The 12,218-nt window shown below is 61.3% G+C and carries 8 protein-coding genes; 2 read left to right on the top strand and 6 right to left on the bottom strand.

The genetic code is table 11. The features are described 5' to 3' along the window. Positions 1-15: 15 nt before the first annotated feature. The 4 genes from rpsG to rpoB form a co-directional block, all read right to left on the bottom strand. Positions 16-486: a 30S ribosomal protein S7 gene (gene rpsG, locus A477_RS0117745; protein ID WP_003803829.1), complete on the bottom strand. Its 471-nt coding sequence runs from the start codon at positions 484-486 to the stop codon at positions 16-18. A 1-nt stretch (position 487) separates the two neighbouring features. Further along, positions 488-862 (bottom strand): 30S ribosomal protein S12, encoded by a 375-nt coding sequence (gene rpsL, locus A477_RS0117740; RefSeq protein ID WP_009358312.1) that lies wholly within the window; start codon positions 860-862, stop codon positions 488-490. 415 nt (positions 863-1,277) lie between these two features. Next, entirely contained in the window at positions 1,278-5,177 is a 3,900-nt protein-coding gene (locus A477_RS0117735; protein ID WP_011775600.1) for a DNA-directed RNA polymerase subunit beta', read from the bottom strand. 103 nt (positions 5,178-5,280) lie between these two features. After that, positions 5,281-8,787, bottom strand: a complete 3,507-nt coding sequence (gene rpoB, locus A477_RS0117730) for a DNA-directed RNA polymerase subunit beta (protein WP_026005740.1) — start codon at positions 8,785-8,787, stop codon at positions 5,281-5,283. A gap of 417 nt (positions 8,788-9,204) precedes the next feature. Between rpoB and A477_RS0117725 the strand changes: the two genes are divergently transcribed. Next, positions 9,205-10,404 carry an acetyl-CoA C-acetyltransferase gene (locus A477_RS0117725; RefSeq protein WP_017200266.1) on the top strand — a complete coding sequence of 400 codons (1,200 nt, stop codon included), beginning with the start codon at positions 9,205-9,207 and terminating at the stop codon, positions 10,402-10,404. Beyond that, the gene (locus A477_RS0117720; RefSeq protein ID WP_017200265.1) at positions 10,404-10,898 is read left to right on the top strand and encodes an aminoacyl-tRNA deacylase; all 495 of its coding nucleotides are present in this window, start codon (positions 10,404-10,406) and stop codon (positions 10,896-10,898) included. The genes A477_RS0117725 and A477_RS0117720 overlap by 1 nt, the downstream gene beginning before the upstream one ends. 132 nt (positions 10,899-11,030) lie before the next feature. Here the strand turns inward: A477_RS0117720 and rplL are convergent, their stop codons facing one another. Together rplL and rplJ are read right to left on the bottom strand one after the other, a co-directional pair. Further along, positions 11,031-11,408 (bottom strand): 50S ribosomal protein L7/L12, encoded by a 378-nt coding sequence (rplL, locus tag A477_RS0117715; RefSeq protein ID WP_011775604.1) that lies wholly within the window; start codon positions 11,406-11,408, stop codon positions 11,031-11,033. A 76-nt stretch (positions 11,409-11,484) separates the two neighbouring features. Further along, positions 11,485-12,078 carry a 50S ribosomal protein L10 gene (gene rplJ, locus A477_RS0117710; RefSeq protein ID WP_011775605.1) on the bottom strand — a complete coding sequence of 198 codons (594 nt, stop codon included), beginning with the start codon at positions 12,076-12,078 and terminating at the stop codon, positions 11,485-11,487. Positions 12,079-12,218: the final 140 nt, after the last annotated feature.

Raw genomic sequence — 12,218 nt, 5'->3', positions numbered from 1 at the left:
GCGTCCGGAAAGTTTTTACCAGCGGTAGTGTGCGAAGGCCTTGTTGGACTCGGCCATCTTGTGGGTGTCTTCGCGACGCTTCACAGCGGCACCAAGACCATTGGAGGCATCCAGGATTTCGTTCTGGAGGCGCTCGGTCATGGTCTTCTCACGGCGGGCCTTGGAGTAGCCCACGAGCCAACGCAGAGCGAGGGCGGTGGAGCGACCCGGCTTGACCTCAACCGGAACCTGGTAGGTAGCGCCACCAACACGGCGTGAACGCACCTCGAGGGAAGGCTTGACGTTGTCCATGGCCTTCTTGAGAGCGGCAACGGGGTCGCCGCCGGACTTGGCACGTGCACCTTCGAGTGCGCCGTAAACGATGCGCTCTGCGGTGGACTTCTTGCCGTCGACAAGAACCTTGTTGATCAGCTGCGTGACCAACGGGGAGCCGTAAACGGGATCGGAAACTAGCGGCCGCTTAGGGGCCGGACCCTTGCGAGGCATATTACTTCTTCTCCATCTTTGCGCCGTAACGGCTGCGAGCCTGCTTGCGGTTCTTGACACCCTGGGTGTCGAGTGCGCCGCGGACGATCTTGTAGCGGACACCCGGAAGGTCCTTAACACGACCACCACGGACGAGCACGATGGAGTGCTCCTGGAGGTTGTGGCCAACACCGGGGATGTAGGCGGTAACTTCTACGCCACCGTTGAGGCGCACACGTGCCACCTTACGGAGAGCCGAGTTCGGCTTCTTGGGGGTGGTGGTGTAGACGCGGGTGCAAACACCGCGGCGCATCGGGCTGCCCTTCAGCGCAGGAGCCTTGGTCTTGGAGACCTTCGGCGTGCGGCCCTTGCGGACCAGCTGGTTAATCGTAGGCACTTTCGTGTTCTCCGTTGTTTGATCTCTGCCCCCACACACAGGCGCCAGCCGGTGTAAACGTGGGAACTTTGGCGTTGCTCGTGCAGCCGGCCGAAACTCCGGTAGGCGTGCAAAAGTGCGGCATTCGTTGCGCATGTTGCCCGCAACCCGGAAACAGGCTCCACCCAGCACCATGAGAACAAAACCAAAATGATGCTGCGGCGGCCTTCATCCACTGCCACACAGAACAATTACCAAAAGTCTAGCACGGCTTGATCTGGCGCCTTAATCGGGTGTATGGAGGACGACGGCGCAGGCCGGCTGCCGCCGTCGTCCTCCACTCCCTTGGTCTGCCACACGAAAGCCGTAGTTAAGCGGGTCAGGCCCCGCACTCGTGGAGTACGGGACCTGACCTTTACAGCGTCAACTTGCCGATTTAGCGGAAGTCGTTGCCGAGGTCGTAGTCATCCAACGGGATGGCGTGGAACTCGGGAGCGCCGTCGCCACCCAGGGCGTCGTAGGAGAAGTCGGTGAAAGCGCTGGGGCCCGTGAACAGGCTTGCCTTTGCTTCCTCCGTCGGCTCCACAGTGACCTCTGTGTAGCGGGGCAGACCCGTACCAGCCGGGATGAGCTTACCGATGATGACGTTTTCCTTGAGGCCGAGCAGAGGATCGCTCTTGCCTTCCATGGCCGCCTGCGTCAGGACGCGGGTGGTTTCCTGGAAGGAAGCTGCGGACAGCCAGGACTCGGTAGCCAAGGAAGCCTTGGTGATACCCATGAGTTCCGGACGACCCGAAGCCGGGGCCTTGCCCTCCGACACGACGCGGCGGTTCTCGTCCTCGAAGCGGGCGCGCTCCGCAAGCTCACCGGGGAGCAGGTCGGAGTCGCCGGATTCGATGACGGTCACGCGGCGCAGCATCTGGCGGACGATAACCTCGACGTGCTTGTCGTGGATACCAATACCCTGGCTGCGGTAAACGCCCTGAACCTCGTCCACAAGGAACTTCTGTGCGGCACGGGGGCCCATGATGCGCAGAACCTGCTTCGGGTCCACCGGACCGTTGATCAGCTTCTGGCCGACGCTGACGTGCTCGCCATCCTCGATGAGGAGACGTGAACGGCGCAGCACCGGGTAGGCAATCTCTTCGGAACCGTCGTCCGGAGTGATGACCAAGCGCATCTGGCGCTCGGACTCTTCGATGGTGATGCGGCCGGCTGCTTCAGCAATCGGTGCGACACCCTTCGGAGTACGGGCTTCGAAGAGCTCCTGGATACGGGGCAGACCCTGGGTGATGTCGTCGCCACCGCCGGCGGAAACAGCACCACCGGTGTGGAACGTACGCATGGTCAGCTGGGTACCGGGCTCACCGATGGACTGTGCGGCGATGATGCCCACGGCCTCGCCGATGTCCACGGTCTTGCCGGTGGCCAGCGACCGGCCGTAGCAGAGTGCACAGGTGCCGACCTTGGACTCACAGGTGAGTACGGAGCGGACCTTGACCTCGGTGATGCCTGCAGCCAGCAGCTGGTCGATAACGACGTCGCCGCAGTCAGTGCCGCCGGCAGCCAGGACGTTGCCCTGGGCATCGACGACGTCGACAGCCAGCGTACGTGCGTAGGCGCTGTTCTCGACGTTCTCGTCCAGGACGAGCTCACCGTTGGAATCCGGCACGGCGATCGGGGTGACCAGACCGCGTTCGGTACCACAGTCCTCTTCGCGGACAATGACGTCCTGCGAAACGTCCACCAGACGACGGGTCAGGTAACCCGAGTTGGCGGTACGGAGAGCGGTATCGGCCAGGCCCTTACGGGCACCGTGCGTGGCGATGAAGTATTCCAGAACCGACAGGCCCTCGCGGTAGGAGGACTTGATCGGGCGAGGAATAATCTCACCCTTCGGGTTCGCCACAAGACCACGGATACCCGCGATCTGGCGGACCTGCATCCAGTTACCACGTGCACCGGAGGACACCATGCGGTTGATGGTGTTCATCGGGGACAGGCTGTCGCGCATCGCCTGGGCGATTTCGTTGGTTGCCTTGTTCCAGATTTCGATCAGTTCCTGGCGACGCTCGTCGTCGTCGATCAGGCCCTTGTCGTACTGGCCCTGGATCTTGGCAGCCATGTTCTCGTAACCGGCCAAAATGGCAGGCTTGGAGGTAGGCACCTCGATGTCGGAGATGGCAACCGTGACACCCGAACGGGTAGCCCAGTAGAAACCGGCGTCCTTCAGGTTGTCCAGCGTTGCCGCGGTAACAACCTTCGGGTAGCGCTCGGCGAGGTCGTTGACGATCCGGGACAGTTCGCCCTTGTCCGCAACAGCCTCAACCCACGGGTAGTCCTCGGGCAGCGTCTGGTTGAAGATGACCTGGCCCAGGGAGGTTTCAACGAGAGCCGGCTGACCGGGCTCCCAACCTTCCGGAGCTTCCCAACCTGCGTAAGGCACGAAGTCGTCCAGACGGATCTTCACCTGGGAGTTCAGGTGCAGATCACGGGCGTCGTAGGCCATGATGGCTTCCGAAACCGAGGAGAAGATGCGGCCTTCGCCGGCGGAGCCGACGCGCTTGGTGGTCAGGTGGTAGAGACCGATGATCATATCCTGCGAAGGAAGGGTCACCGGACGGCCATCGGACGGCTTCAGGATGTTGTTCGAAGACAGCATCAGGATGCGTGCTTCGGCCTGGGCTTCCGGGCTCAGCGGCAGGTGTACTGCCATCTGGTCGCCGTCGAAGTCAGCGTTGAAAGCGCCACAAACCAGCGGGTGAAGCTGGATTGCCTTGCCTTCCACAAGCTGCGGTTCGAAGGCCTGGATGCCAAGGCGGTGCAGGGTAGGTGCACGGTTGAGCAGCACCGGGTGTTCGGTGATGATCTCTTCCAGCACGTCCCAAACCTGCGGACGGTAACGCTCCACCATGCGCTTTGCCGACTTGATGTTCTGTGCGTGGTTGAGGTCAACCAGGCGCTTCATCACGAACGGCTTGAAGAGCTCCAGGGCCATCTGCTTGGGCAGACCACACTGGTGCAGCTTCAGCTGCGGGCCGACAACAATGACCGAACGGCCCGAGTAGTCAACGCGCTTGCCGAGGAGGTTCTGGCGGAAACGACCCTGCTTGCCCTTGAGCATGTCGCTCAGGGACTTCAGCGGGCGGTTACCGGGACCCGTGACGGGGCGGCCGCGACGACCGTTGTCGAAGAGGCTGTCAACAGCTTCCTGAAGCATGCGCTTCTCGTTGTTGACAATGATCTCCGGAGCACCGAGGTCAAGCAGTCGCTTGAGTCGGTTGTTGCGGTTGATCACACGGCGGTAGAGGTCGTTGAGGTCGGAGGTCGCGAAGCGGCCACCGTCCAGCTGGACCATCGGGCGCAGTTCCGGCGGGATCACCGGTACGGCGTCGAGAACCATGCCGAGGGGGCTGTTGTTGGTGGTCAGGAACGCGTTGACGACCTTCAGGCGCTTCAAGGCACGCGTCTTGCGCTGGCCCTTGCCGTTCTGGATGGTGTCGCGCAGTGACTCAGCTTCAGCCTGCATGTCGAAGGTCTCGAGGCGCTTCTTGATTGCCTCGGCACCCATGGAGCCCTCGAAGTAAAGACCGTAACGGTCGCGCAGTTCGCGGTACAGGCCTTCGTCACCTTCAAGGTCAGCGACCTTGAGGTTCTTGAAGCGGTCCCAAACCTGCTCAAGGCGCTCGATGTCGGCGTCGGCACGCTTGCGGACGTTCGCCATCTGGCGGTCAGCAGAGTCGCGGGCCTTCTTCTTGTCGGCAGCCTTGGCGCCTTCGCCTTCAAGACGGGCAAGCTCGTCTTCAAGGTCGCGGGCGATCGTGGCGATGTCGCTGTCGCGGTTGTCCACCATCTGCTTCTTCTCGAGGTCGTGCTCGACCTGGAGGTTCGGCAGTTCAGCGTGACGGCTTTCGGTGTCAACGCTGGTGATCATGTAGGCAGCGAAGTAGATGACCTTCTCAAGGTCCTTCGGTGCCAGGTCCAAAAGGTAGCCCAAGCGCGAGGGAACGCCCTTGAAGTACCAGATGTGGGTTACAGGCGCGGCCAGCTCGATGTGGCCCATGCGCTCACGACGCACCTTGGCGCGGGTGACTTCAACGCCACAACGCTCGCAGATGATGCCCTTGAAGCGGACGCGCTTGTACTTACCGCAGTAGCATTCCCAGTCGCGGGACGGGCCGAAGATCTTCTCGCAGAAGAGGCCGTCCTTCTCGGGCTTGAGCGTGCGGTAGTTGATGGTTTCCGGCTTCTTGACCTCACCGTAAGACCATCCGCGGATGTCTTCCGCGGTGGCGAGGCCGATCTGCATGAGGCCGAAGGAGGATTCGCTGGACATATGGTCCCTGTTCTCTCTTGTTCTCTAAATTCTGAAGTCTTGGTTACGGGAAGAGGGAGTTGTTCCGACGGACAGTTGTTGAGGCTGCCCGCCGGAACAGCTGCTAGACCTCTTCTACGGAACTGGGCTCTGCACGAGACAGATCGATGCCCAGTTCTTCCGCAGCCGTGAAGACTGCGTCATCAGAGTCACGCATTTCGATCGTTGTTCCGTCCGTGGAAAGGACTTCCACGTTCAGGCACAACGACTGCATTTCCTTGATCAAGACCTTGAAGGACTCGGGAACGCCAGGCTCAGGGATGTTTTCGCCCTTGACGATGGCTTCGTAGACCTTCACACGACCATGGATGTCATCCGACTTGATCGTGAGGAGTTCCTGAAGGGTGTAAGCGGCACCGTAAGCTTCGAGCGCCCACACTTCCATTTCACCGAAGCGCTGGCCACCGAACTGAGCCTTACCACCCAGCGGCTGCTGCGTGATCATGGAGTACGGGCCGGTGGAGCGCGCGTGGATCTTGTCGTCCACCAAGTGGTGGAGCTTCAGGATGTACATGTAACCGACGGAGATCGGGTCCGGGAACGGCTCGCCGGAGCGGCCGTCGAACAGACGGGTCTTACCGGAGGAGTCGATCAGGCGGTCGCCATCGCGGGTCACGTTGGTGGAGTCAAGCAGGCCCGTGATTTCTTCTTCGCGGGCGCCATCGAACACCGGGGTGGCAACGGTGGTCTGGCCGGTTTCACGGGGCAGGTTCGGGAGGTTCTTGACCCACTCCGGCTCGCCTTCGATCTTCCAACCGGTCTTGGCAACCCAACCGAGGTGGGTTTCCAGAACCTGGCCAACGTTCATTCGACCCGGAACACCCAGCGGGTTCAGGACGATGTCCACCGGGGTACCGTCTGCAAGGAAGGGCATGTCCTCGATCGGAAGGATCTTGGAGATAACACCCTTGTTGCCGTGACGGCCGGCGAGCTTGTCGCCGTCGGTGATCTTGCGCTTGGCTGCAACGTAGACGCGGACCAGCTGGTTCACGCCCGGGGGCAGTTCGTCGTCGTTGTCGCGGTCGAAGACGCGCACGCCAATGACCGTACCGGACTCGCCGTGGGGCACCTTCAGGGAGGTGTCGCGGACTTCACGGGACTTCTCACCGAAGATCGCGCGCAGAAGGCGCTCTTCCGGGGTCAGTTCGGTTTCACCCTTAGGGGTGACCTTTCCGACCAGGATGTCGCCGGCTTCAACCTCGGCACCGATGTGGATGATGCCACGTTCGTCCAGGCCTGCAAGGACTTCCTCGGACACGTTGGGGATATCACGAGTGATTTCCTCGGCACCAAGCTTGGTGTCGCGGGCGTCAATTTCGTGCTCCTCGATGTGGATGGAGGAAAGTACATCCTCAGCAACAATGCGCTGGGAGAGGATGATGGCGTCCTCGAAGTTGTGGCCTTCCCATGACATGAATGCCACGAGCAGGTTCTTACCAAGGGCGAGCTCGCCCTGGTCCGTTGCGGGACCATCAGCGATGATGCCGCCAACTTCCAGGCGCTGGCCTTCGCTGACCAATACGCGGTGGTTGTAGCAGTTGCCCTGGTTGGAACGGGCGAACTTGTTGATGCGGTAGTTCGTCTCAGTACCGTCGTCGTTGATCATGACAACCAGCTCGGCGGATACCTCGGTGACCACACCTGCCTTCTTCGCGATGACAACGTCACCGGCGTCGACGGCTGCTGCGCGCTCCATGCCGGTGCCCACGAAGGGAGCCTCGGAACGGACCAGCGGCACGGCCTGGCGCTGCATGTTGGCACCCATGAGTGCACGGTTGGCATCGTCATGCTCAAGGAACGGGATCAGGGCGGTTGCCACGGAAACCATCTGGCGCGGGGAAACGTCCATGAACTGAACGTCGGCAGCGGGAACCAGGACAGGCTCGCCTCCACCACCACGGGCACGGACAAGAACGGTCTCTTCCGCGAACTTCTTGTCAGCATCCAGCGGAGCGTTGGCCTGTGCGATTAGGACCTCGGCTTCGTCGTCAGCCGTCAGGTACTGGACTTCGTCGGAAACGACGCCCTCGGAGACCAAGCGGTACGGCGTCTCGATGAAGCCGAACGGGTTGATGCGGCCGTAGGATGCCAACGAACCAATCAGACCAATGTTCGGGCCTTCAGGAGTTTCGATGGGGCACATACGTCCGTAGTGGGACGGGTGAACGTCTCGAACTTCCATGCCTGCACGGTCGCGGGACAGACCACCCGGGCCAAGCGCGGACAAGCGACGCTTGTGGGTGAGACCCGAGAGCGGGTTGTTCTGGTCCATGAACTGCGACAGCTGGGAAGTTCCGAAGAACTCCTTGATGGCTGCCACGACGGGACGGATGTTGATCAGTGTCTGCGGCGTGATGGCTTCGACGTCCTGCGTGGTCATGCGTTCGCGGACGACGCGTTCCATGCGGGAGAGGCCGGTGCGGACCTGGTTCTCGATCAGTTCGCCCACGGCGCGGATGCGACGGTTGCCGAAGTGGTCGATGTCATCGACGTCGACGCGAAGCTCGTGGTCTTCGCCGTCGCGCTTGCCCATGAGGGTCTTCTCGCCGGCGTGAAGCGCAACGAGGAACTTGATCATGGCGACGATGTCTTCAACGTGCAGGACCGATGCTTCCTTGTCGCCAAGGGAACGGTCGATGCCGAGCTTGCGGTTGATCTTGTAACGGCCAACCTTGGCAAGATCGTAGCGCTTGGCGTTGAAGTACAGGTTGTCCAGCAGGGACTGGGCAGCCTCAACTGTGGGCGGCTCGCCCGGACGCAGCTTGCGGTAGATATCCAGAAGCGCGTCTTCGCGGGTCTCGGTGGCGTCCTTCTCCAGCGTTGCACGCATGGAGTCGTACTGGCCGAACTCTTCCAGGATCTGGCCTTCGGTCCAGCCAAGGGCCTTCAGGAGAACCGTGACCGACTGCTTGCGCTTGCGGTCGAGGCGAACGCCGACCTGGTCGCGCTTGTCGATTTCGAGTTCGAACCATGCGCCACGCGACGGGATGATCTTCGCAGTGAAGATGTCCTTGTCACTGGTCTTGTCAGCGGTGCGCTCAAAGTAGGCGCCCGGCGAACGGACCAGCTGGGAGACAACGACACGCTCGGTGCCGTTGACGACGAACGTTCCCTTTTCAGTCATGAGGGGGAAGTCGCCCATGAACACGGTCTGCTGCTTGATTTCGCCCGTGTTGTTGTTCATGAACTCGGCCTTGACATACAGCGGGGCCGAGTAGGTGGCGTCACGGTCTTTACATTCGGCCATGGTGTACTTCGGGTCAGCGAACTCCGGCTCGGAGAAGCTCAGGGACATAGTGCCCTGGAAGTCCTCGATGGGGGAGATCTCTTCGAAGATGTCGGCAAGTCCGGAGGTGGTGGCGACGCTGAGGTCGCCCTCCTCGACAGCCTTCGCTACCCGCGCCTGCCAGCGTTCGTTTCCGACCAGCCAGTCAAAGCTGTCTGTCTGCAGGGCGAGAAGATTCGGAACATCAAGTGGTTCGTGAATCTTTGCGAATGAGAGGCGGCGGGTGGCACCATCGGTGCTTGCCGTGTTAGCGGTTTCGTTATTAGAGGTGCTCGAGGCGACCAAGAGGGATCCTTCCACAGACCTTCAGGCGTTTTCAGATCTCCCCCGTTTGCATCCTGCAGAGTGCTCCGCAGGATACTTGTTCCGGTTCCGCTATATGACCCGGACCCAGTCCGCTTTTGGCAGTGCACGTTTCGGAACGGCACGTCAATGACGCAGCTGAGAGGTAAAGCCCACCGCTATATGAAGGCTGAAGGTTAACAGGGAAGACGCAAATATCTACGATACGGCAAAGTAGCCTTCCTGTCTACCCCAGATCGTCCGTGATTGCAAGCACGGTTGCTGCAGGCACCAATGCCCGGGCAGGTACCTGAGGAACCCGCCAAGGAATGGGAGGAACGGCACAATTGTTGAAGAAGTTGGCTGGAGCGCTCTCCGCGATAGCCTTGCTACACCCACTCCCGGATCGGAAGAGAGATCATGACCAACTCCGCTGACGACAATGACGTTGTCATCCTTGCTGCTTCCCGTACGCCACAGGGTCGGCTCAACGGGCAATTGGCGGGCTTCACCGCCGTCGACCTCGGTGCCCATGCCATATCTGCCGCACTCGCGGCCAGCGGTGTCAAGGCCGAACAAGTGGACGCGGTCATCATGGGCCAGGTCCTTCAGGCCGGTGCAGGCCAGAATCCCGCCCGGCAGAGCGCCATCGCCGCGGGCGTCGGCTGGAACATCCCTGCCGTCACTATCAACAAGGTGTGCCTGTCCGGCCTCACAGCCGTCATTGATGCAGCACGCATGATCCGCAGCGGTGATGCCACAGTGGTGGTTGCCGGAGGCCAGGAATCCATGACGCGCGCGCCGCACCTCCTCCCGGGTTCCCGCCAAGGCTGGACTTACGGAGCCATTCAGGCCCTGGACGTCGCCGCTCACGACGGCCTCACCGATGCTTTCGACGGACAGTCCATGGGATTGTCCACGGAAACGAAAAACGTCACGCTCGGGATCGACCGCAAGGCCCAGGATGAAGTTGCGGCAGCCTCCCACCAGCGGGCTGCAGCCGCAATTGCGGACGGAACTTTCGACGTCGAAATCGCTCCGGTCAGTGTCAAGCAGCGCAAGGGCGATCCCCTGGTGCTCACCGCGGATGAAGGCGTCAGGCCCAACACCTCATTGGAGACGCTGGCGCCACTCAAGGCTGCTTTCGCTACCGACGGCACCATCACCGCCGGCAACTCCTCTCCCCTGTCCGACGGCGCCTCCGCACTGGTATTGACCAGTCGCCGCTTCGCCAAGGACAACGGGCTGGACTACCTGGCTGTGGTTGGCAAGCCCGGGCAAGTCGCAGGACCCGATAACTCGCTGCACTCCCAGCCATCGAACGCCATAGCGCAGGCATTGAAACGGGCCGGTTGGACAGCGGAGGACCTGGACTTCATCGAAATCAACGAGGCCTTCGGTTCGGTGGCCGTCCAGTCCCTCAAGGACCTCCGCTACCCACTGGAAAAGTGCAACATCCATGGCGGCGCCATAGCCTTGGGCCACCCCATCGGGGCCTCCGGAGCGCGGCTCGCGCTGCATGCCGCGCACGAGCTCAAGCGCAGGGGAACCGGAAAAGCGGCTGTCTCCTTGTGCGGAGGCGGAGGACAGGGTGAAGCCCTCCTCCTGTACCGCGACTGATGACTGAAGCAGTGCCTGTGCCCGGGATGGAGGGTGCCGAACGATTCTTGTCTGACGCCGCCGCGCGCGGCCTGGACGTTGACGTCGTCGAACGTCCAGCTGCCCGCAGCTTGGAAGAGGCTGCCGACATCCTGGGCATCAGTCCCGCGGACATTGTGAAATCGTTGGTGGTCAAACACCGTGATGGCAGTTTCCTGTTCGCACTCATTCCGGGGGACCGCCAGATCTCCTGGCCCAAGCTGCGAGCCTTGGTGGGTGTCAACAAACTCTCGCTCCCCCACGCCGACGTCGCTTTGGCCGCCACCGGCTACGAGCGTGGAACCATAACTCCGCTTGGCAGCACCACACCGTGGCCCGTCTATGCCGACGCCACCATTACCGGGCGCCGTATCTCCATGGGCGCCGGGGCGCATGGCCGGAGTGCTTTCGTTGATGCGGACGCACTCACGGCCGCCTTGGGCGCGGTAGTAGCGGACATCAGCGAACCCAACTAAGTAGCGGATGAGGCCGTTTTGAGCCCCAAACGGCCTCAGCTGCTACCTACTTGGGTGCCCGAAACCTTGGATGCGTTAAACGCAGGAAGCCCCGCCCGGAGAACCGGACGGGACTTCCACAAGCAAGACGAGTTACTTGAGGGTAACCGTGGCGCCAGCTTCTTCGAGCTGAGCCTTTGCCTTCTCGGCAGCTTCCTTGGTGGCGCCTTCGAGAACAGCCTTCGGTGCGCTGTCAACCAGGTCCTTGGCTTCCTTGAGGCCGAGGGAGGTGATGGCGCGAACTTCCTTGATCACTGCGATCTTCTTGTCGCCAGCAGCTTCGAGAACGACGTCGAATTCGGTCTTCTCTTCAGCAGCTTCAGCAGCACCGCCGGCAGCGGGGCCAGCAACTGCAACAGCAGCAGCCGTAACTTCGAAGGTCTCTTCGAAGAGCTTGACGAACTCGGAGAGCTCGATGATGGTCAGTTCCTTGAAAGCTTCAATGAGCTCTTCGTTGCTGAGCTTCGCCATGGTGGCGTCCTTCCATTAGTTGGTGCAGATCCGGGCTAAGCCTGTCCGTGCACCAGAGTTTGATTGAGGGGAGAACTTAGTTCTCTTCGGTTGCAGCTTCAGCGGCTTCGGCCGGAGCCGCAACCTCTTCAGCAGCAGCCTCTTCAGCGGCCGGGGCTTCTTCAGCGGCCGGTGCAGATGCGCCGCCCTCTTCTTCAAGCTTGAGGCGCAGGGCGTCGATGATGCGTGCAGCAGCGGATGCGGGAGCCTTGAGGACACCAGCAACACGTGCAAGCTGCAGCTCGCGGGACTCGAGGGCTGCCAGTGCGGCAACTCCTGCTGCGTCCAATGCCTTGCCTTCGAAGACGCCGGTCTTGATAACCAGCTGCTTGTTGGCCTTGGCAAAGTCCGTCAGGCTCTTGGCAGCAGCAACAGCGTCACCCTTGATGAAGGCGATTGCAGTAGGGCCGGCGAGCTGATCGTTGAATGCTTCAACTCCAGCTTCCTTGGCTGCAATGGCACTCAGGGTGTTCTTGACGACCGAGAACTTGGTGTCCTGGCCGAGCGCAACACGCAGTTCCTTGAGCTGTGCAACAGTGAGCCCGCGGTATTCGGTCAGGACAGCCGCGTTCGATTCCTTGAAATCGTTGGTGATCTCTGCAACTGCGGAGATCTTGCTAGGCGTTGTCATAACCCTCCTTCCGGGGAATAAAGCCGGTCTTCCGGGTCCCCGCTCACGAGAGCTGAAAACTAAAAACGCCCCGCGCAGATGCACGGGGCTTGGCTCAACACAGTTTGATCCGTGGAGACTTGCTTCGTTCACCTGCGCCG

The organism is Arthrobacter sp. M2012083 (genome assembly GCF_000281065.1).
Classification (GTDB): domain Bacteria; phylum Actinomycetota; class Actinomycetes; order Actinomycetales; family Micrococcaceae; genus Arthrobacter.
This window is presented reverse-complemented; position numbering and strand designations above follow the sequence as displayed.